Origin of the sequence: Robertkochia aurantiaca (assembly GCF_020166495.1) — a bacterium.
GTDB lineage: Bacteria > Bacteroidota > Bacteroidia > Flavobacteriales > Flavobacteriaceae > Robertkochia > Robertkochia aurantiaca.
In genome coordinates this window covers 61,331-85,248 of sequence record NZ_JAINZS010000005.1, presented here as the reverse complement: position 1 = coordinate 85,248, position 23,918 = coordinate 61,331, and the positions used below count along the sequence as shown (strand labels likewise).

The window sequence follows — 23,918 nt, the reverse complement described above, 5'->3', positions numbered from 1 at the left end:
CATGAAAACCGAATATCAAATCACCGGAATGACCTGCCAGGGTTGCAGAAAGCATGTAGAAGAAATGCTCTCGGAGATTGAAGGCGTAACCAAAGCTACCGTTTCTCTCGAAGAAGGATCGGCGATGGTTGAAACCAAGGAAGATCTTTCATTTAATACTTTGAGAAGAAAATTTGAGGAAAAGACCGGCCATTATAAAATAGCCAGACCTGGAGAAAAGGTTGATTCTTCTGAACCAGTACACCCGCCTAAAGGCAAGGGTTCAGGGAAGTTTTACTGCCCCATGCAATGCGAAGGTGATAAAACCTATGATGAACCCGGTGATTGTCCGGTGTGTGGGATGGACCTTGTCGAACAGGTGGATCTTCAGTCTACAGCTAAAACCATCTACACCTGCCCTATGCACCCTGAGGTGGAAAGGGATCAACCCGGAGATTGTCCGATATGCGGAATGGACCTGGTGAAAAAGGAACCGGAGCTGTCAGGAGAGGAGAAGCAATATCACAAACTGCTGAATAAACTGAAGGTAGCTGTGGTTTTTACGGTCCCCGTTTTTCTGATCGCGATGTCAGACATGCTTGATGAGAATCCCTTGTACGATCTGCTCTCTCCTGTGTATTGGAACTGGATACAGCTCCTTTTGTCGATTCCGGTAGTGTTTTATGCGACCTGGATGTTCTTTGAAAGAGCGTACCGTTCACTAAAGACCATGAATCTCAATATGTTCACACTTATTGGGATAGGAGCAGGGGTGGCCTGGGTATTTAGTGTGGCTGCCCTGGTGTTTCCCGACTTTTTCCCGGATCAGTTTAAAACAGAGAGTGGGAATGTACATGTCTATTTTGAAGCAGCCACTGTGATCCTAACCCTGGTATTGATGGGGCAGGTTCTGGAGGCAAGAGCACACGGGAAAACCAATCAGGCAATCAAGGAGCTGCTTAAACTGGCTCCGGCAACAGCTATCAGGGTCAAAGATGGTAAAGAAGAAGAAATACCGCTTGAACAGGTTCAACAGGAAGATGTTTTGCGGGTAAGACCCGGAGAAAAGATTCCTGTTGATGGAGTGGTTGTTGATGGCAGGACTTCGGTTGATGAGTCAATGATCACCGGTGAACCCATCCCGGTAGAGAAGGCCGTGGGCGATACCGTTAAAAGCGGTACCCTGAACAAGAACGGGACCTTGTTGATCAAAGCCGAAAAGGTGGGTGCAGATACGCTGCTGTCGCAGATAATCAAAATGGTCAATGAAGCCAGCAGAAGCAGGGCACCCATACAGAACCTGGCCGACAGGATCTCAGCATGGTTCGTGCCCATCGTGGTATTGGTTTCGGTAGTGACCTTTATTATCTGGTCTGTGTTCGGGCCTGAACCTGCCTATGTTTATGCCTTGGTCAACGCTATAGCCGTACTGATCATCGCCTGTCCGTGTGCACTGGGGCTCGCCACCCCCATGTCGGTCATGGTTGGGGTAGGAAAGGGAGCGCAGAACGGGATTCTTGTGAAAAATGCAGAAGCGCTGGAAAAATTCAGTAAGGTCGATACTTTACTGGTCGACAAAACAGGTACCCTTACAGAAGGAAAGCCTTCCGTAGAAAGTGTGATCCCGGCAGAAGCAACAGAGAAGGCAGTCTTACTTCAGACCATTGTAAACCTGAGCAGTGCTAGTGAACACCCCCTTTCACGTGCCATCATTTCTTATGGCAGGCAAGAGGATATTACCCCAGAGCAGGTGCAAGATTTTGAATCGGTTACCGGAAGAGGAGTAAAAGCCATTGATAAGGGAAACGAGATAGTATTGGGTAATGATGCTTTCATGCAGGAGAACGGGATTGACATTCAGAAAGAACTGATGAATAAGGCAGATGACTTTCGCGCTGAGGGAAAGACGGTATCATTTGCCGGGTCTGCCGGAATACTTCTGGGATTGGTGGTCATTGCCGATCAGATAAAGGAGAGCAGTAAGGCAGCCGTTCAAAAGTTAAGAGCAGACGGACTAAAAATAATAATGTTAACGGGAGATAACGAGCTTACGGCCGGATCGGTTGCTGCTAGGCTCGGGATCGATTCATTCGAAGCCCGAATGTTACCTGAAGATAAACTCAAAGTAGTCACCGAGCATCAGGAACGCGGAGCTATGTTAGCTATGGCAGGAGATGGAATTAATGACGCACCGGCCCTGGCGAAAAGCGATGTGGGGATTGCCATGGGTACCGGAACCGATGTGGCCATAGAAAGTGCCGGTATCACTTTGGTGGAAGGAGATCTTGACGATATTTTCAAGGCCAGGTCCCTGAGTCGTAACGTGATGAAGAATATCAGGCAGAACCTTTTCTTTGCCCTTATTTACAATGTACTGGGAGTACCGGTAGCGGCTGGTATTTTGTATCCGTTCTTCGGGATCCTGTTATCACCCATGATCGCGGCTCTGGCGATGAGCTTTTCTTCAGTTTCGGTTATTTCGAATGCCCTGAGATTACGAATGATAAAACTTGACCAATAAATAACTATGGTAAAAAGAAAAACAGCAATGAAAATCCGGAAAGCCCACCGGTATTTGGGGATATTTCTGGGAATACAATTTCTGATGTGGACTATAAGCGGAATATATTTCAGTTGGACAGACATCGATGAGATTCATGGAGACCATTTCAGAAACCAGAATAAGCAAGTCGCAGGTTTCAATGATCTTCTGGCTCCTGAAAGGGCAGGCTTTTCTGAGAAGATACATTCGATGGAATTAAAGGAAATATCAGGAGAACCTTATTTCTGGGTGAACAACAAGGTACTTGTTCATGGCAGAACAGGAGAAACCAAAGAGAGTATAACGGCTGAAGAGGCACTGGCAGTGGCAGAGAAAGAAATGAAGCCCGGTCTGGAGGTGATTTCGGTCGAAAAGATAACCCATACCGGAGATCACCACGAATACAGGGGTAAACCCCTTCCGGCCTGGGTGATTAGTTATAAGGGAGACGAGAACATACGATCCTATGTTTCGGTAAGTAACGGGCAGTTTGAAACGCTTCGTTACCGGGACTGGCGGTGGTTTGATTTTCTTTGGATGACACATACCATGGATTACCAGACGAGAGATGATTTTAATACTACCGTATTGCGGGCATTTTCATTACTGGGGCTGATCACGGTACTCAGTGGCTTTGTTTTATGGTTTATAAGTTCCCCAACGGTTAGAAAATTTAAATTAAAACGATGAAAAAAAATCTTTTATATGGCCTTATAGCCCTGATCATAGGGCTGATGGCCGGCTATTTCATCTTCGGAAGTTCAGAAAAGACAATTCCTGAAGAAGCAGCCGAAACCGAAACCGCCCAGATGTGGACCTGTTCCATGCATCCGCAGATCATGCAGCCTGAACCGGGTGACTGTCCGATATGCGGCATGGATCTCATTCCGGCGGAACAGGGCGAAGAAGGACTCTCTGCTGAGCAGTTCACACTTACAGAAACCGCTATGGCACTGGCAGATATCCGTACGCTGAAGCTGGATGCCGGAAGCGCAGGAGAGCGATCTGTTGAGCTAACCGGAAAAATCAGGGAGAATGAGGAAATGAATAAGATACAGGCGAGTTACTTTGCCGGAAGAATAGAAGATCTGCGCGTGAATTCAACCGGTGAAACTGTTCGGAAAGGTCAGTTGCTGGCTACGATATATTCACCCGAACTGGTGGCAGCTCAACAGGAACTTATCACCTCAGCCTCCATGCGCAATTCTCAGCCTGAATTATACAGGGCTGTTCGTAAAAAACTCAAACTGTGGAAATTAACCGAGTTGCAAATCGCTGAGATCGAAGAGTCTGGTAAGGTGAAAGAATATTTCCCCATTTATGCCACGGTATCAGGAACTATTACAGAAAAGCTGGTTCAGGAAGGAGATTATGTGAAAGAAGGACAACCCTTGTTCCGTATTGCTGATCTCTCATCGGTTTGGGCAGTTTTTGATGCCTATGAAAATCAAAGCTCCCTTTTAGAGGAGGGACAGCCAATTACATTGGCCACTAAAGCATTCCCCAATGACAGTATTATTGCGACTATAGATTTCATCGACCCTTTGATGAATACAGCTACCCGAACCATTTCGGTAAGGGTCGAACTCAAGAACGATCAGAAGCGACTGAAGCCCGGAATGTTTGTTAGTGGAGAAGTGGAACTTCAGCATGCATCTGATGAGTCAGGGTTATATATTCCTTCCAGTGCCATTCTTTGGACCGGGGAAAGATCGGTTGTGTATGTAAAAACCGATCCCGAAAAAGCTGTCTTCGAGATGCGGGAAGTACGTCTGGGCCCTTCGGCCGGGGAACGCGAGCTGGTGTTGTCAGGTTTGAACAGCGGAGATGAAATCGTAGTGAATGGCACTTTTACCGTAGATGCTGCAGCCCAGTTACAGGGAAAACCCTCTATGATGAATCAGACAGAAAACGGAAGTGAAGGTGACGATTTTCAGGTTAGAACAGACTTACCTGAGATTAATGCCGAGAATGTACCTGAAGCTTTCAGAAATGATTTCGAAAAGCTCCTGAGCAAGTATATGGATCTGACAAAAGCCTTGTCGTCAGACAAAGCGAACGAGGCCGGAGATGCCGCAGAAACGCTCAATGCTATACTTGAAAGAATGAACGATAAGACCGGGGTTAAAGAAGCAGAGGAATTTTGGAAGAAAACACGCTCCGATCTGTCACTCCACCTAAAGAATCTGCAACAGGCTGAAAGTATAGAAGCTCAGCGAAGGGAATTTCAAAGCGTTTCTTCATTGATGATAGAGGCGGCCAAAACTTTTGGAGTGAAGAATATGGTCTATCAGCAATATTGTCCCATGGCGAACAACAACCAGGGAGCCTATTGGTTAAGCTTTTCAAAAGAGATCGAGAACCCGTATTTCGGTGCTTCCATGCATAAATGTGGTGAAACCAGTGAAATGATCGAACCTTATTAAAAGAACCCTTAAATGAATTGTCTGAGGCCTGCTGAATTTTCTGTAGGCCTTTTTCATTTTCTTACCGAAAAAAAGCAGTCTTTTCTCAATTCAAACAGCTATCTTTCTCACTGATTTTCAGTTATTTACGAACTGCTGTTCGATGACCGACAAACATTCATATTTATCGATAAAAACATTGAATTTTAAGAATATTTTAGACTTTTAGCGTGACATAAATCCCCCGGACTGCCCCATCTGATATTTGCTCAAATCGTTTATTAATTACATAAATATCCAGGGGTATGGCCGGACAGCTACTCAAATTATCGTTACACATATTTGCTATCACATCGGGAAAACTGAAAAACCTGTTACTTCCTGTCTTCCTGCTGTGCCTTTCTTTAATTTCTGCACAAACCATCAGCTTTGGTTCGGCAGATGTTATAAACGAAACCGTTACCAACCCCACTTCTCTGGATTTCGGACCCAATGGAAAGTTATACGTGTCTGAGGTAAAGGGATCAATTCTTGAGTATGTCATCGAAAGAGATAACTCCGTACCCGGTTCAGGAGTTTACACCATTACTTCAGAGAATGAAATTTTTGTCATAAAGAATCAGATTCCCAATCATGATGATAACGGCGCTTTAAATACCACGAAACAAAGACAGATAACCGGTATTCTGCTGGATGGTACGGCGGCAAACCCCGTGATCTATGTATCCTCATCAGACTGGCGTATCGGGGGAAAGAACGAGCCCGGTAATGACCTGAACCTCGATACCAATTCCGGAGTGATCTCCAGGCTTACCTGGAATGGAAGCAGCTGGGATAAGCTGGACCTGGTAAGGGGCCTGCCGAGATGTGAAGAAAACCATTCTACCAACGGAATGGATATGTTCACAAGAAACGGCCGGAAATATCTCTTAGTGCAGCAGGGAGGTAATACCAACCAGGGCGCTCCCAGTAATAATTTTGCAGGTTCCTCAGAATACTTTCTCGCCGGTGCGATCCTGATAGTCGATCTTACCCAGCTGGAAGAGATGGAGATAGCCAGTGGTGGGGGGTATATCGATCAAAGAGACGGAGTGACAAAGTTTTTATATGATCTTCCAACCTTAAACGACCCTGAACGGACTGATATTAATAACACGCATCCTGATTTTCCGTATACAGCCAATCACCCGCTTTACAATGCCACCATCGACCTGGGTGATCCCTTCGGAGGGAATAACGGACTGAACCAGTCATTTCCCGAGGCAGGAGGACCTGTTCAGATCTTTTCGCCAGGCTACAGAAATGCATATGATGTCGTGGTTACCCAGAACGGGAACATCTACACCTATGACAATGGTCCGAATTCCGGCTGGGGTGGTCCGCCTCCTATTTATGACAGCTCTGGGAACCTGAAAGGAGATCATTATTCTTCTTCTTATAACCCATCTTCAGGAGATTATATCACCAATGAGTTTAACCTGGAAGGAGGGAAAACACATGGTGATCAGTTACATTATGTAGGTACTATAAATGACGCTAATAACACTTATTATGCAGGGCACCCGGTTCCGATCAGGGCTTTTCCCTCCAAGGCAGGGGTTATCGAGTACGAATACAACGGTTCTCAATGGGTTGAGAGCGGTAATTATCAATGGAGTGCCCTGCTGGCAGGCGTTTCAGGATATTTCAAGAGTTCTTTTACAATGGCAGACTTTCCTGATGATCCACGACAAGGTGCGTATACTACTGATGACCTTGGTAATCCGGACCTGAACATGCTTGATATTGTCAGTTCATCGACCAACGGTATCTGTGAATACACAGCATCTAACTTTGAAGGAGCCATGCAGGGAGATATATTGGCTGCCTCTTTTAACGGCAATATTAACCGGTACGTTCTCAACTCATCCGGTAGCGGGCTGGTTCTGAAAAACAATGGCTTTTTAAGCGGATTTGGCAGCACACCTCTTGATGTGATCGCACAGGGTGACAATGAAATATTTCCCGGCACTATATGGGCTGCAACTTACGGCGCTGACAAGCTTACAGTATTCGAACCTGCCGACTATGGTGTTTGTCCAGGGCCGGAAGACCCTGATTATGATCCCCTGGCTGATTATGATAAAGATGGCTTTACCAATGCTGATGAAGAAGCCAACGGGACGGATATATGTTCAGCAGGAAGCAAGCCTAAGGATAATGACGGCGATTTTATATCTGACCTGATTGATCCTGATGATGATAATGATGGTATTGCAGATATCAATGATGTTTTCGCAATAGATCCGCTTAATGGTACCGGATTGAATCTCCCTGTGCAGCATCCTTTCTGGAATAATGATCCGGGTACCGGATATTTCGGACTTGGTTTCATGGGACTGATGCTCGATCCATCAGGAAATACCGATTATCTGGATCAGTTCGATGAAACTAATATGTCATTCGGGGGAGCCGGAGGAAAAGCCACCATCGATTTCACCACATCAGGAACTGCAGACGGTTCAGTTAACAGTCAGGAGTACGGCTTTCAATTTGGCGTGAATGTCGATGTCAATTCGGCGCCTTTCACCATTCGCTCCAAGATCGAACTTCCGTTTAACGGTGTACTTCCCGTAAGCGGACAGTCGTATGGAATTTTTATCGGAACCGGTGATCAGGACAATTATCTTAAGATGGTACTGATGAACGGACTCACCGCCGGTGATAATGTCGCAGGAATCGAAGTTTATCTGGAAGAGAACGGAACAGGAAGTTCACAGGTTTTTGATGTGCCTGGTCTGATAGATGTGATCGGGGTGGATCTGTATTTCAGTGTTGATCCCGCATCCCAAACGGTTAACCTCTCTTATTCACTTGATAATGGTCAAACCATCAACCCGCTGGTGAATGGGCTTTCGATACCTGCCTCTTTCCTTGATCCGAATGACAATAAAGGGATGGCTGTGGGACTTATCAGTACCGCCGGAGGTTCAGGACAGGGTTATACCGCTACCTGGGATTTTATTGACATTACAGAAGATATTCCCAATACCTTAACAGCTACACCGGCAGCTCTTGATTTTGGCACCCTCAATAAAGATTCCAGTCCGGCAGAGCTCAGTCTCGAATTAAAGAATGATGGTGGGGTTTCAGACCCTGATATTACAGTGAGTGATCTTGCTATTACCGGAAGTCATGCGGCTCTTTACAGTGCCAATGTCTCTCTTCCAATAACCATTAGCCCGGGGTCTACCGCGATTATTCCTGTAGGGTTTTCTCCTGATGGATCAGCGGGCATTAAATCGGCAGAAATACCTCTTAGTCATGACGGGCAGAATTCTCCTTTGAGTGTCCCTGTAACTGCTGAACTTACAGACACCCCGGTTCAAAACCCCATAGTTCGTATAAATGCTGGTGGAGCCACCGATTTCACGGCGACCGATGGAGGTCCGGTCTGGGAATCGAATCCTGTCAATGGCAGTTATACAGGATCTCTCTACCAGGTAAATACGGGTAATAACTATCAGGCAAATTTTTCATACGCTAAACGGCATAGTTCCATTCCCGGCTATATCGATCAGGCAACCTTTGACGCTATCTATGACCTGGAAAGGTATGACCCGGCTTCCGGGCCGGAAATGGTTTTCAGTATACCGGTGGAAAACGGAGATTATGTTGTTAATCTGTATTTAGGATCAAGCTTCAGCGGAACGAATATCGAGGGAAGTCGAATATTTGAAATATATCTCGAGAATCAACTGGTTAATGCAGGCTTTGATCCTGTGGCGGTTTTCGGTTTTGAGGTGGCTGGAATGTTGAGTTATCCTGTTTCGGTAACAGATGGCGTATTGAATGTTTCCTTTGGCCATCTGGTGGAAAACCCCCAGGTAAACGCCATAGAAATAATCAGTGGATCAGCAGGCAATTATCCTGCTCTGACCCTGGCTGCTATTGAAGACCGACGGGATTTGCCAGGCGAAATCATCGATTTTACCGTGAGTGCTTCCGGTGGAGATCCGAATGAGAATACATCCTACAGTATTTCAGGACAACCGGCCGGTATAGATATAGAGCCTACCAATGGTCAGATCTTTGGAACCATTTCTGAAGCGGCACTAACAGGAGGACCTGCCGGAGATGGAGTTCACCAGGTTACGGTCACGGTTGATAAACCCAGTTCTTCTCCTTACAGCACTCAATTTCAATGGACTGTAACAGATGACTCACAGATATGGTTTGATAAGAATGAAAGTGAAAATTACACAGCCAGAAGTGAATGTGCCTTTGTTCAGGCAGGTAACAAGTTTTACCTATTCGGGGGCAGACAACTACCTAAGAATATTGATATATATGATTATGTCACGAATACCTGGACTACCCTTCAATCTTCTGCCCCTCAGGATTTCAATCACGTTCAGGCTGTGGAATATGGCGGTTTAATATGGATCCTCGGAGCTTTCAAAGACAATAATTACCCTGACGAACTGGCCACTGAATTCGTTTGGGCATTTGATCCGGTGTCGATGAAATGGTTTCAGGGTCCTCCCATACCGGTGTCAAGACAAAGGGGCGCTGCCGGAGTAGCGATTTACCAGGATAAATTTTATATAGTCGGAGGTAATACGACAGGGCATAACGGAGGCTATGTTTCCTATTTCGATGAATTCGATCCCTATACAGGTGAGTGGAAGCAGCTTCCTGATGCGCCGCATGGGAGAGATCATTTTCAGGCGCAAGTCATTCAAGGGAAATTATATGCGGTTTCCGGAAGACTTACCGGTGGAGATGGAGGCGTTTTTGCGCCTTTGGTACCTGAAGTAGATGTATACGATTTTAACTCAGGAAGTTGGTCAACCTTAGCAGCTGATAAAAATCTGCCGACACCCAGGGCGGGAACTTCAGTCGTGAATTATAAAGATCAACTGGTTGTGATCGGTGGAGAGGCCTCTACGCAGAGTTCAGCCTTTTTTGAAACAGAAATATATGACCCAGTTTCTGCATCCTGGTCTGCCGCCGGAGACCTCATTTCACCGCGTCACGGTACCCAGGGAATAGTATCAGGTGACGGGATCTTTATAACCGGAGGCTCACCGAGCAAAGGAGGAGGAAGCCAGAAGAACATGGAATATTTTAATTCAGACAATCCTTCTGGAACATCTCTTACCGCAAGTGTGCTGGGATATCCCGAAACCGTTTCATTCAATGGAGCCGTAACTGTCAATGTTCCACTCGAGGTTACCGGAGGGAATACTGCGGTTTTCGTCAATAATGTGAGCATCAGCGGTTCAGATGCAGAATTCTTCAATGTGACCTCCGGGAATTTAAGTGCTAACATTCTCAATCCTGATAGTTCGCATAATATTACGGTAGAGTATTCCGGTACAGCCAGCAATGCCTTGGCTTTTCTTACAATCACCTACAACAATGACCAGGATGCCATTATACAACTCGAGGTGGGAGAAACCTCGGCCACCACACTTTTTAGTATTAATGCCGGTGGTCCCCAGGTAGATTTCAACAGTACAACCTTTACTGCAGACCAGTATTTTTCAGACGGGAAGACCTATACCAATAACAGCGCTTTAGTGCCTGAGCTCTATCAAACGGAAAGAAGTGCTTCACCACCTTTTTTCAGCTATAACATCCCGTTGGATAATGGAAATTATGAAATCCGGTTGCATTTTGCAGAGATTTTCTTTGGAGCTACCGGAGGAGGTGTCGGAGGAGTCGGTTCCCGTGTTTTTGATGTGTTGATGGAGGGTAATACTATATTGGATAATTACGACATCTTTGCAGAAGCAGGTCCGGAGACTCCGGTGGTAAAATCTTTTCCAATCGAAATAACAGACGGTGAATTAAATCTCTACTTTACAGCGGAGGCTGCATATGGCGGAGTCAATCAACCAAAGCTTTCAGCACTTGAGGTGATAGCCATCGATAAGGCCTCAGGATCTCCGGTTGCTTCCTTCACTGCCGTTCCGACTTCAGGCGCTGTTCCTCTGGAAGTAAGCTTTGATGCATCTGCTTCCACTGACGACGGTTCAATAGTCAACTACGCCTGGGATTTCGGCGATGGCAATACAGCAAACGGGATAACCACCAGCCATACCTATCAATCTGCAGGTACTTTCACGGCAACACTTACCGTAACCGACGATCAGGGGAATTCTACCGCCGAAGCTGTAACGATCACCGCCACCGATTTCAGCTCGTCTCCTCCCACCGCCTCGTTCACAGCGAACCCGGTCAATGGCCCTGCCCCCCTGAATGTGGATTTCGATGCCTCTGCCTCAACCGATGACGGATCAATAGTCAGTTATGCATGGGATTTTGGTGATGGTAACACTTCTTCAGGAACAACAAGTGTACATACTTATCAAACTGCTGGTACGTATGAGGCTCTGTTAACGGTGACCGATGACGAAGGACAAAGCAGCCAGTCCTCAGTGACCATAACGGTCGCTTCTCCGGATGGTGATGCGGTTACGAGTTTGACGCTGGTAGATGCCGACTCAGATACTGACATATTGGTATTGCAAGACGGTCAGGTGCTTGATGTCGCGGTGTACGGCGGCAAAAACCTTAATGTCAGGGCTAATACCTCGCCGGAAACGGTGGGAAGTGTTGTATTCCAGCTCACAGGTAGTCTGAATCAAACCAAAACAGAGTCTAAAGCTCCATACGCATTGTTCGGCGATTCAGGAGGTAACTATAAAGGAGAGCTGTTTCCTGAAGGATCTTATTCGCTGACCGCAATACCCTATAGTAGTTCAGGAGGTAATGGTACTGCCGGAACAGCATTGACAATAAACTTCTCTATTGAGACGGTTACAGGTAATACACCACCATCTGTGGCTTTTTCAGCAGATCCCACAAGTGGAACCATACCTCTGGAGGTGACCTTTGACGCTTCGGCCTCTACAGATGACAGCAGTATTGTTAGTTACCAATGGGATTTCGGTGATGGAAATACAGGAAGTGGCATAACAGCCACTCACACCTACCAATCAGCAGGAGTCTATACTGCTGTACTAACGGTTACCGATGATGCGGGAGCTTCGGCTTCTGATTCGATTGAAATTACCGCGACCGATACCGGTACCGGAGATGCGACCGTTTTTTATATAAGCCCGAACGGGAATGATGCCAATAACGGAACGGATCCGGCCACCCCCTGGCAAACTATCGACAAGGTGAATACTCATGCCTTCTCTGCCGGGGATCAGATACTCTTCGAGGCAGGTGGTAGTTTTCCCGGTTCCCTTATTATTGATAAACAGGATGCATATGACCCGTCAAACCCCATTTTGGTCTCTACCTATGGTGGTACCTCTAAGGCCATGATCATGGCTGGTGCCGGACATGGTATTCAAATTACCGACAGGGGAGGGGTGCATTTTGAAAATCTTATCGTTCAGGGAGATGGACTTAACCAAAACCTGGGTGTCGGATTTTTACTGATCAATCAATTGACAGGCGGACAAAAGGTGTCTAATGTCTCCGTCAAAAATTCTGAAGTGCTTGGCTTTGGAGAGTCTGGAATTGCGATTGTTTCGCTGAATGATACCTCCGGGTTTAGTGATGTGTTACTGGAAAACCTTAATGTACATGCTTGCAGAGACAGGGGAATAACCTCTTTGGGAGCATTTTCACAATCTAAACAGGGGTATGCTCACCAAAATATAACCGTGCGTTCATGTGAAGTGTTCGATATACCCGGATACGATAAGGGAGAGCATTCAGGAAACGGAATCGTTTTGTCTGATGTACAGAATTCTGTGATAGAATATTCAACGGTATACAATTCCGGAAGTGGGAATACCAATTGTGGAGGGCCGGTTGGAATTTGGTATTACGATGCTGACCAGGTTACCATTCAATTCAACGAGGTTTACAATATGAGCAGCGGTACAGGATGTGATGGTGGCGGATTCGACCTTGACGGAGGAGTTACCAACGGTGTGATTCAGTACAATTACTCTCACGATAACGAAGGTCCTGGATACCTGGTGGGACAATTCACCGGTTCCAGAGCTATGAATAATATTACCCTTCGATATAATATCAGTGAAAACGATGCCCGAACCAATCTGGGAAGCATAACGCTCTTCAATGATAATACTGATTTCGCAGTTAATAATGTCAGCATCTACAATAATACGGTATACCTGAACGAAACCGGAGGGCATGCTAACTCCTCAGCAATAGCCATAGTGGATACAGGGAACTCGCTGGGAAGTAATATTGATTTTTACAACAATATTCTGATGGTGGAAAACGGGGCTGCACTTATTGATATTTCTGCGCAGCATGACGCAGGTTTTTATGGTAATTTATACCATTCGACCGGAGAATTTTTGATTTCCTACAAAGGATCAGACTATACCTCCTTAGATGCTTTCAGAGCGTCTGGAAATGAGTTCCTGAATTCTGAAAATACTGGGGTGGAAGGTGATCCGCTATTTAATGCACCCGGATCCGGGGGTACCATAGGTTTTGGAAATCCACTGTCTGCCCTGACAGCATACAAGTTCTCAGAAAATTCGCCTGCAATCAATGCAGGGATAAATCTTTCCAGTGATATTGCAGATATTTCAGACATCGGAACGGTTGATTTTTACGGAAACTCAAATCAGGTGGGAAGTTCCCAGGATATCGGGTCATATGAATATGAAACGATCACAGGAGGTGGTACCCCTCCAACCGTTTCCTTTACAGCTGATCCGATCAACGGAACGATACCTCTTACAGTGAACTTTGATGCATCGGGTACCACCGATGACGGAACTATCGTGAGTTATATATGGGACTTCGGGGATGGTAATACAGGTAATGGAGTCACAACAACTTATACATTTCAAACAGCCGGAGTTTTTACCGTGACCTTAACGGTGACAGATGATCAGGGAAACAGTAGCTCTGATACCGTCGAAATAACAGCAACAGATAACAGTTCAACTGCCCCGGTAGCCTCTTTTTCAGCCGATCCGGTTAATGGTACAGCACCTCTGCTGGTTAATTTTGATGCTTCAGCTTCCTCTGATAACGGTGCCATAACGGGCTACGACTGGGATTTTGGTGACGGGAATACAGCCAGCGGAATTACAACCAACCATACCTTTCAGACGGCCGGTTCTTATGAAGTAGTTTTGACAGTCACAGATGATGATGGTCAAACCGGACAGACTTCAGCCACTATTACCGTTTCTTCTCCCGATGGGGATGCGGTTGTTAGTTTCACCCTGATCGACGCTGATACAAATACCGACCTGTTGGAACTACAGGAAGGTCAGATTCTTGACGTTCTGGAATACGGGAACAGAAATCTTAATATAAGGGCAAATACTTTTCCCGAGATTGTTGGAAGTGTAGTCCTGGAGCTTGTTGGTCCGCTTTCAAATACCCGAAAGGAAAGTGTGAGTCCTTATGCCCTCTTTGGAGATTCCGGGGGGAATTATAAAGGAGAACAATTACCGCAGGGAACTTATACTTTAACAGCGATCCCTTACAGCAGTTCGGGAGGCAATGGTACAGCCGGCACCTCTCTTACCGTCAATTTTACGATTGGTACGATCGCAGGAGATACTCCTCCATCTGCTGCTTTTACAGCCGATCCTTTAAGCGGTACCGCACCACTTGAGGTAAGCTTCGATGCTTCCGCCTCGAGTGACGATGGTAGTATTGTGAGTTATGAATGGGATTTCGGAGACGGAAATACCGGCAGTGGTATAACGGCTCTTCATACGTATCAAACGACCGGAAGCTTTACCGCAACCCTCACTGTAACCGATGATCAAAGTAACAGCAGTACAGAAACTGCCACCATTACGGTGAATGAAAATACGGCCTCGCCTCCTGTAGCTTCTTTTACAGCCGATCCGCTCAGTGGAACAGTACCACTTGAGGTAAGCTTCGATGCTTCCGCCTCGAGTGACGATGGTAGTATTGTGAGTTATGAATGGGATTTCGGAGACGGAAATACCGGCAGTGGTATAACAGCTATTCATACGTATCAAACGACAGGAAGCTTTACCGCAACCCTCACTGTAACCGATGATCAAAGCAACAGCAGTACAGAAACTGCCACCATTACGGTGAATGAAAATACGGCCTCGCCTCCTGTAGCTTCCTTTACAGCCGATCCGCTCAGTGGAACAGTACCACTTGAGGTAAGCTTCGATGCTTCCGCCTCGAGTGACGATGGTAGTATTGTGAGTTATGAATGGGATTTCGGAGACGGAAATACCGGCAGTGGTGTAACGGCTATTCATACGTATCAAACGACAGGAAGCTTTACCGCGACCCTCACTGTAACCGATGATCAAAGTAACAGCAGTACAGAAACTGCCACCATTATGGTGATTGAAAATACGGCCTCTCCTCCTGTAGCCTCTTTTACAGCCGATCCGCTCAGTGGAACAGTACCACTTGAGGTAAGCTTCGATGCTTCCGCCTCGAGTGACGATGGTAGTATAGTGAGTTATGAGTGGGATTTCGGAGACGGAAATACCGGCAGTGGTGTAACGACGCTTCATACGTATCAAACAGCAGGAAGCTTTACCGCGACCCTTACCGTAACAGATGACCAGGGGAACCCCGATTCTGAAACGGCTACCATTGTTGTAAATGAGACGCTTACCGGACCGGTTGCTATCATAACAGCTGATCCGCTTTCAGGTACCAGTCCGTTAACTGTACAGTTCAGCGGTAGCGGTTCTGTCCCCGGAGACAGTCCGATATCCTCATATGAATGGAGTTTTGGTGATGGTAATACTTCCTTCGCTGCTGAGCCTCAGCACATTTACCAGAATGCCGGTAGTTATATCACTACTTTGGTTGTGACAGACGGGAACGGACTCACCGATCAGGAATCTGTGACCATCAATGTCAGTGAACCGGGTGATGCTGTAACATCTTTTACCCTGGTAAATGCAGAAACCAATGCTGATTTGTATGAGATTCAGGATGGAGCTGTACTTGACGCCAATGAGTTAGGTGCTATTTTTATCAACATAAGGGCCAATACCTCGCCTTCTGTGGTTGGTAGCGTGGTAATGAACCTGAGTGGAGCTGCAACTGTATCCAGGACCGAATCGGTTGCTCCCTACGCTTTATTCGGAGATTCAGGCGGAGATTACTATGGCTCAAAGCTGCCTGAAGGCAACTATGTGCTTAGTGCAACACCTTACAGCAGTTCCGGAGGAAATGGTACAGCAGGAGCATCTCTGACTGTCTCATTCAGCATAAGCCCGGCCACGGCCACCAAGTTTCCTGATGAGGTTACAGAAGGAGAAATCTACAACGGCAGTTCTGAAGAACCATTGCTCTATCCCAATCCGGGAAGCGACTATATCCGCCTGGCAACAGGAGATCAGTCACCGTCTAAAAGTTTGTTCAGGATCTTTGATATCAACGGCCGACTTGTGAAGGAGGTGAATCCTGAATTTCAGTCAGGTGTCTATACGATCAGCACATCAGATCTGCAAAATGGTAATTATATCCTATCATCAGAAAGTACAGACGGAGTCAGTTCTTCTTACCGGTTTTCGATAGTCAAATAAGAAGGGATCACCTTTCGTCTGTGGTATTAAATGAATTCTAAAGGCTTTTTCTATCTTTGAAGGTGATTACCGGAGACATTCCAGATTTCTCTGTAAAGCCAACCTCATGCTGAAAGAACTGAAAGATAATTACGGGTATATTTTTGAAGACGAGCTCATTGCTGAGATTAATCAGGTCGGAACTTTCAAGGAGGTTCCCGAAGGGTTTAAATTCATAGAGATCGGCGACTATGTCAAATCGATGCCTTTACTGGTGTCGGGAGCCATTAAAATACTTCGCGAAGATGAGAACGGCGATGAATTGCTGCTCTACTTCCTTGAGAGAGGAGACACTTGTGCCATGACCATGGCGTGCTGTATCGGTCATAAAAAAAGTGAAATCAGGGCTGTGGCAGAAACCCCAACCAAGCTGGTTATGATCCCGATACGCAAAATGGAAGAATGGATGGCGAAATATCCTTCCTGGAGAAGTTTTGTGCTGGAAAGCTACCAGAGCAGAATGAACGAAATGCTGGAAACCATTGACAGCATCGCCTTTATGAAAATGGATCAGCGTCTTTTGCGTTACCTGCGTGATAAGGCTAAGGTGACCGGTGATGATACCATTCACGCAACTCATCAACAAATCGCCTACGACCTGCATACTTCGCGTGTGGTGGTTTCAAGGTTACTGAAGGCTCTTGAAAAAGAAGGGAAAATAGAGTTGCATCGCAATCACCTGAAGATTATTGACTTATAGCTCTTTGTAACCCAGGTTACTGCCGTCGGTAAAATGCCGGCTTATTTTTGCTCCGAAAAATCTTTTAAATGGATATAATTCAGATTTTAGGATATGTAGGAGCTCTTATCATAGGAGTGGTACTGGGCTTGATCGGTGGCGGTGGCTCCATATTGACCGTTCCGGTTTTGGTATACCTCCTGGCTATAAACCCTGTTACCGCAACAGCTTACTCCCTTTTTATTGTAGGAACCACTTCCCTGATCGGTGCTTTAAAGAACATCAAAAAAGGGTTGGTTGATTTCAGAACCGCCATTGTGTTTGCGATTCCGGCTTTTGCAGCGGTATATTCGACACGTAAGTACCTCGTTCAGGCGATCCCCGAACACATTACAACCATTGGTGATTTTGAACTGACCAGGGATATTGCTATCATGGTGTTCTTCGCGCTGATTATGCTTCTGGCTTCATATTCGATGATCAGGGGACGAAAAGTCGATGATGATGCGGAAAAGAAACCGATCAGTTTTAACTACCCGTTGATAGTTCTTGAAGGAATAGTTGTGGGGGTCCTGACCGGTATAGTGGGTGCAGGAGGAGGTTTCCTGATCATCCCTGCCCTGGTGGTACTGGCCAAATTACCGATGAAGAAGGCCGTGGCAACCTCGTTGTTGATCATCGCCATAAAATCGTTGATCGGTTTTATCGGCGACGTTCAGAATCTGGAAATTGACTGGTTCTTCCTGATCAGTTTTTCCCTGGTCTCAATTGCAGGAATATTCCTTGGAGTGTGGCTTAATAAGTTCATTCCTGGTGATAAGCTTAAAAAATCTTTTGGTTGGTTCGTACTTATAATGGGAGTATATATCATCTTTAAAGAATTGATGTGATCATAATGGGTTTAAGATCATTCATTCCTGGGGCTGACATTTGTCAGCCTTTTTTTATGTATCCATGCTGACCTTTGTAACAATTGTGACTGTGGCCCCTGCAGGGTCATGGTACCTTTAACCTGATAATCAAAAAAAAGCAAATCATGAAAGTTGAACAGATTTATACAGGATGTCTGGCCCATGCTGCATATTATCTCGAAAGTAATGGAGAGGCTGCAGTATTTGACCCCTTAAGGGAAGTGCAACCCTATATCAATCGTGCTAAAGAGTCAGGAGCAAAGATCAAATATGTATTTGAAACCCATTTTCATGCAGATTTTGTTAGCGGGCACCTGGATCTCAAGAAAAAAACAGGAGCAGAAATAGTTTTTGGACCTACAGCCAAACCGGGCTATGAAGCTACCATAGCCGAAGATGGGCAGGTCTTTAAAGTAGGGGACTACCGGGTCAAAGTGATTCACACCCCGGGGCATACCATGGAGAGTACCACCTATTTGCTCATAGATGAGAACGGAAGAGAGCACGGTATCATAACCGGCGATACGCTGTTTATAGGTGATGTGGGAAGGCCTGATCTGGCCCAGCACGTGATCGAAGACCTTACCGAAGAGAAGCTTGCAGCCCATTTATATGATTCGCTCAGAAATAAGATTATGCCCTTGAGTGATGACCTGATCGTATACCCGAATCATGGTGCAGGCTCAGCCTGCGGAAAAATGATGAGTAAAGAAACCACCGATACCCTGGGGCATCAGAAGGAGGTCAATTATGCCCTGCGTGCCGACATGAGTAAGGAAGAATTTATCGAAGAACTGCTCACCGGGCTTACCACCCCTCCGGGATATTTTCCAAAGAATGTGCTGATGAACATTCAGGGTTACGAAAGCTTTGATAAGGTGCTGGAACAGGGAGATCAGCCACTGGAGCCTGAGGCCTTCGAACTTGCCGCCAATGAAAGCGGGGCTTTGATACTGGATACCAGGGAAGCCGGAGACTTTGCAAAAGGCTTTATTCCTAACAGTATCAATATCGGGTTAGACGGAAATTTTGCACCATGGGTAGGAGAGATGATCCCCGATATCAAACAGGAGATTCTATTGGTAACTTACCCCGGCAAGGAGGAGGAAGCCATTACCCGTTTGTCGAGAGTGGGTTACGATCATACCATCGGCTACCTGAAAGGAGGTTTTGAAACATGGATCAATGCAGGTAAGGAGATCGATACGGTAAATCGCCTTGATGCTGAAAAATTTGAAAAGCTTTATAAGGAGGAACAACCGCTTGTTATCGATGTAAGAAAGAAAAGCGAGTACGATTCAGAACATATCTTGAATGCCGTCAATATTCCTTTGAACGAGATCAATAAGCATCTGGCAGAGATCCCTAAAGATGAATTCTTTGTACTTCACTGTGAAGGGGGATACCGAAGCATGCTGGCAGCATCTATCCTGAAACAGCGGGGCTGGGAAAACTTCAAGGATGTCGATGGCGGTTTTAAGGAGATATCTCAAACCAGCGTGCCAAAAACAGACTATGTCTGTCCATCAACCTTATTGTAGTTGTTTGATTGAATGAGAAGTAAACCCTGTCTTCCGGCAGGGTTTTTTTATTGCATGTGTGCTTGTAACATAGGTTACTGTCATGGATTTTATCCCATAGTATTTTTGCCTCGTATTATTAGAATATTATAAAAATGAAGATCGAACAAATATACACGGGATGCCTGGCTCAGGGAGCCTATTATATCGAAAGCAAGGGTGAAGTCGCTATCATTGATCCATTGAGAGAGGTGAAACCATATATCGAAAAGGCAGCCGGCAATAAGGCCCGTATTAAATATATTTTTGAAACCCACTTTCATGCTGATTTTGTGAGTGGTCACCTGACCCTGTCAAGGGAAACAGGAGCGACCATTATTTACGGACCCAATGCGAATCCCGATTTCGAGGTGCAGATAGCCAAGGATGGACAGGAATTCAAACTTGGAGATCTGACAATCAGAACGCTTCATACTCCTGGTCACACCATGGAAAGTACGACTTACCTGCTGATCGATGATAAAGGTAATGAACATGCTATTTTTAGTGGAGACACCTTGTTCCTTGGCGATGTAGGCAGACCTGACCTCGCCCAGAAAGCTGCAGATATGACACAAGAGCAACTGGCCGGGACCTTGTATGACAGCTTAAGAAATAAGATCATGCCATTGCCTGATGAAGTACTGGTTTATCCTGCGCATGGTGCGGGTTCTGCCTGCGGAAAAAACATGATGAAAGAAACCGTGGATACCCTGGGGAATCAAAAGAAAATGAATTACGCCCTGAGGGCTGATATGAGCCGGGAAGAATTTATCGAAGAGGTCACAGCGGGTTTATTACCACCTCCAAAATATTTCCCTCTCAACGTTAAAATGAATAAGGAGGGGTACGATGATATTGATCTGGTACTTAAAAAAGGCAGTCAGGAACTTGAACCGGAAGATTTTGAAAGAGCTGCAAATGAAACAGGTGCCGTGGTTCTCGATGTTCGTGAAGCACAACAGTTTGGCAGAGGTCATATACCGCGGTCTGTATTTATCGGACTGGACGGAACCTTCGCTCCCTGGGTGGGAGCTTTAATAGCCGATGTTCAGCAACCTATTCTGCTGGTCGTGGAAGAAGAGAATCTTGAAGAGGCCCTTACAAGGCTGTCCAGAGTTGGTTTTGACAATACCATAGGTTTTCTGAAAGGAGGTTTTCAGGCATGGAAAAAGGCAGGTATGGAATACGATACGGTCACCTCTGTTTCGGCTGAAATTTTTAAAGAGATCCTGGAAGAGCAGGTTCCGGTTTTTGATGTGAGACGCAACGGGGAATACCTGGCTGAGAGATTGGAGGCTGCTGAGAATACACCCTTGGATTTTCTTAATGATTATTTGAAAGATTTCCCTGCAGACAAGCCATTCTATTTACATTGCGCAGGAGGATACCGCAGTATGATTGCGGCTTCGGTTCTAAAGAGCCGGGGTATTCATAACCTGATTGATGTAAAAGGTGGTTTTAAGGCGATCAAAGAAGCAGGTATACCAGTGACCGAAGCAATTTGTCCTTCTCAACTGGTATGATGAGTAGTGGAACTGTTCTGTGTAACCTGTGTTACTGTATGCAGTTTTTAATAAGATTACTTTTATCAGGCTGACGAACGCGAGCATAATAATCATATGCTTGAAATCAAGGGATTTGTTGGTTAGTCATAGTTGGTTGTAAAGGAAGCAGTAGATACTGCTTCCTTTTTTTAAAAAAGATGAAGATGAATTTTTTGAAAAGCTTATTCAAGAGAAAGCCTGTTAACAACAACTTTAAGGTGCTTTCAAAATCGGAGTTCCTTAATAGAACAGGGAACAAAAGTGTCACTATAATAGATGTCAGAACTCCAGCTGAATTCAGATCGGGACATTTAGATAAGGCGATTAATATCGATTATTTGCAGGGAGCTGAATTTATCAGGAAAATCAACGGATTACCCAGAGATCTCCCGGTTTATATTTACTGCCGTTCAGGTAATCGCAGCAGGAAAGCGGGCGCTAAGATGCTTAATATGGGGTTTAAAGAAATTTACGATCTCAGGGGAGGTATCATGAATATATAAAATCAGGATATGATGAATTACGAAATAAGTATACAGAATCTCAAGTGTGGTGGATGTGCAAAAACCATCATAAGAGAATTAGAGAAAATAAACGGGATACTATCGGTAAAGATAAATCTTGAAGATCATATGGTGAAACTTGAAGTGACTGAGACTCCCGTGGTGCTAAGGGCTTATGAAGCATTGAAGGATATGGGTTACCCTCCTGAGGGGAAAAGAATAACCTGGGTGCAAAAGCAAAGTCTGTTCTGAGTTGTGCCGGCGGCAGACTGGGGTGATATCGGTCATGTTTTGAGCGATATAGAAGTGGTAAATTAGGGGGAGCTATTGTAACATGAGTTACGGTAGCCCCCCTTTTCATTTCGTAATTTTATAGTATAAATTAAACAAACTATGAGTACGCACTATCAAATCCTTATCATCGGTGGTGGAACCGCCGGAATAATGACCGCAGCCCAGTTTCTGGAAAAAGACAAGTCACTGCAGGTAGCTATTGTTGAACCTGCAGACACCCATTATTACCAGCCGGCCTGGACTTTGGTAGGAGCCGGAACCTACGAATACGAAAAGACGGCTAAACCCATGAAAGAGGTGATCCCTGAGGGAGCAACCTGGATCAGGGATTATGCTACAGCTTTTGATCCTGATAACAATAAAATAAGTACAGAGAAAAACGGTGATCTTTCATATGATTACCTGGTGGTTGCACCGGGTCTGGTGATGGATTATGATAAGATAGAAGGTCTGCGGGAAGCGATCGATAAGGGAGTGGTCTGTAGTAATTATACCGATCCCGAACACACCTGGGAGGTTCTTAAGAACTTTAAAGGAGGAAATGCTGTTTTTACGCAGCCTGCAACACCCATAAAATGTGGGGGAGCTCCTCAGAAAATAGCTTATTTAGCAGCTGACTATCTGAGAAAAAACAATCTGCTTGATAAAAGCGAGGTGATTTTCGCAACTCCGGGCTCAGTGATCTTCGGTATTAAACCGGTCAGGGAAACGCTCGAAAAGGTCATGGCACGGTATGATATGAAATTTAAGCCATTTTATAGCCCGGTTAAGATCGATGCAGATCGAAATATTGTCTATTTCGATTACGTGGCACCGGAAGACAAAAAGGAAAAAGATCCAACAGGGGGAATCAAGGGCGAAAAACTCACTGATGACGGGCTTATAGCGATGCCATTTGATATGTTACACCTGGCCCCGCCTCAGAAAGCACCTGATTTTGTGAGAAACTCGCCCTTGGTTAATAAAGACGGTTGGCTGGATGTTGATATTCATTCCCTACAGCATAATACATATGATAATATCTTCGGTTTAGGAGATGTGGCCGGCTTACCCACCGCCAAAACAGGCGCAGCTGTTAGGAAACAAGCCCCGGTAGTCATCGACAATATCTTAAAGATGATCGCCGAAAAACGTGCTGACAACAAGGGGTATAATGGGTATTCGTCTTGTCCGCTTGTAACGGCTTACGGCAGAATGGTCCTGGCTGAATTTGATTACGAGGGCAATTTCACCCCTGATCCCAAACTAAAACAGATGCTCATATCTGACTCTTCAAAGGAGCATTGGAGGTTATGGATATTGAAGAAATACATGCTGCCTTACCTGTATTGGAACAAAATGCTTAAAGGTAAGAACGTGTAAATTGGTTTAATTGATTGATTTAAAGCAGGAGGATAATACCTCCTGCTTTTATGTTTATATGAAAACAATGAAAGACTATATCTGGGTATGTTCGCAATTTATATTGTTTGGGGTGTATCTGATACCCGTCAGCATGGTTACATGGCAGGGCCATTATCTGTGGGCAACAGCCGGGGTTATTCTCATGGCCTCCGGTCTTATTATGGTTATACTTGCTTTGCTTCGGCTTAATACCAATCTTTCGCCTTTTCCTTCACCCGGAAGAAACTCTGAACTGATCACCAACGGAATTTTTAAGTGGGTAAGACACCCTATTTACGGTGGTATTATTCTTGTGGCCACGGGGTATGCCATCTTTGATACTTCTTTCTACAAACTCCTGATCGCTGGAGTGCTCTACATTTTCTTTTATTATAAATCGAACTTTGAAGAGAAGCTTCTGAAAGAACGATACAGTTCGTACGAAGCATATTCGAGGCAGACTTCACGGTTTTTTCCTGACGTAACCAAGGTTACTGACTGAGACGGCTTTTCAGGTTTACTTTGTTCAATGGATTT

At 45.4% G+C, this 23,918-nt stretch carries 12 protein-coding genes; all 12 read left to right on the top strand.

The features are described from left to right. The first annotated feature begins 1 nt into the window (after position 1). The 12 genes from K7R10_RS09115 (at position 2) to K7R10_RS09060 (ending at position 23,883) form a co-directional block, all read left to right on the top strand. Positions 2 to 2,500: a heavy metal translocating P-type ATPase gene (locus K7R10_RS09115; protein ID WP_224484395.1), complete on the top strand. Its 2,499-nt coding sequence runs from the start codon at positions 2 to 4 to the stop codon at positions 2,498 to 2,500. A gap of 6 nt (positions 2,501 to 2,506) precedes the next feature. Beyond that, entirely contained in the window at positions 2,507 to 3,211 is a 705-nt protein-coding gene (locus K7R10_RS09110; RefSeq protein ID WP_224484394.1) for a PepSY domain-containing protein, read from the top strand. After that, positions 3,208 to 4,947 (top strand): efflux RND transporter periplasmic adaptor subunit, encoded by a 1,740-nt coding sequence (locus K7R10_RS09105; protein WP_224484393.1) that lies wholly within the window; start codon positions 3,208 to 3,210, stop codon positions 4,945 to 4,947. Before K7R10_RS09110 ends, K7R10_RS09105 begins: the two co-directional genes overlap by 4 nt. Positions 4,948 to 5,231: 284 nt before the next feature. Beyond that, complete coding sequence (locus tag K7R10_RS09100) at positions 5,232 to 16,466, top strand: PKD domain-containing protein (RefSeq protein ID WP_224484392.1); 11,235 nt, start codon at positions 5,232 to 5,234, stop codon at positions 16,464 to 16,466. Positions 16,467 to 16,572: 106 nt separating this feature from the next. Then, positions 16,573 to 17,205, top strand: coding sequence for a Crp/Fnr family transcriptional regulator (locus tag K7R10_RS09095; protein WP_224484391.1), 633 nt, complete (start codon positions 16,573 to 16,575; stop codon positions 17,203 to 17,205). 68 nt (positions 17,206 to 17,273) lie between these two features. After that, complete coding sequence (locus K7R10_RS09090) at positions 17,274 to 18,074, top strand: sulfite exporter TauE/SafE family protein (protein ID WP_224484390.1); 801 nt, start codon at positions 17,274 to 17,276, stop codon at positions 18,072 to 18,074. Positions 18,075 to 18,220: 146 nt separating this feature from the next. After that, a complete protein-coding gene (locus K7R10_RS09085) occupies positions 18,221 to 19,636 on the top strand; it encodes an MBL fold metallo-hydrolase (protein WP_224484389.1) in 1,416 nt (471 codons plus the stop codon). Between the two features lie 134 nt (positions 19,637 to 19,770). Then, positions 19,771 to 21,180 carry an MBL fold metallo-hydrolase gene (locus K7R10_RS09080; protein ID WP_224484388.1) on the top strand — a complete coding sequence of 470 codons (1,410 nt, stop codon included), beginning with the start codon at positions 19,771 to 19,773 and terminating at the stop codon, positions 21,178 to 21,180. Positions 21,181 to 21,365: 185 nt separating this feature from the next. Continuing rightward, on the top strand, positions 21,366 to 21,704 hold the full coding sequence (locus K7R10_RS09075; protein ID WP_224484387.1) for a rhodanese-like domain-containing protein: 339 nt from the start codon (positions 21,366 to 21,368) through the stop codon (positions 21,702 to 21,704). A 9-nt stretch (positions 21,705 to 21,713) separates the two neighbouring features. After that, on the top strand, positions 21,714 to 21,956 hold the full coding sequence (locus K7R10_RS09070) for a heavy-metal-associated domain-containing protein (RefSeq protein WP_224484386.1): 243 nt from the start codon (positions 21,714 to 21,716) through the stop codon (positions 21,954 to 21,956). Positions 21,957 to 22,097: 141 nt separating this feature from the next. Then, the gene (locus K7R10_RS09065) at positions 22,098 to 23,360 is read left to right on the top strand and encodes an NAD(P)/FAD-dependent oxidoreductase (protein WP_224484385.1); all 1,263 of its coding nucleotides are present in this window, start codon (positions 22,098 to 22,100) and stop codon (positions 23,358 to 23,360) included. A gap of 67 nt (positions 23,361 to 23,427) precedes the next feature. Continuing rightward, positions 23,428 to 23,883 (top strand): methyltransferase family protein, encoded by a 456-nt coding sequence (locus K7R10_RS09060; RefSeq protein WP_224484384.1) that lies wholly within the window; start codon positions 23,428 to 23,430, stop codon positions 23,881 to 23,883. Positions 23,884 to 23,918 lie beyond the last annotated feature (35 nt).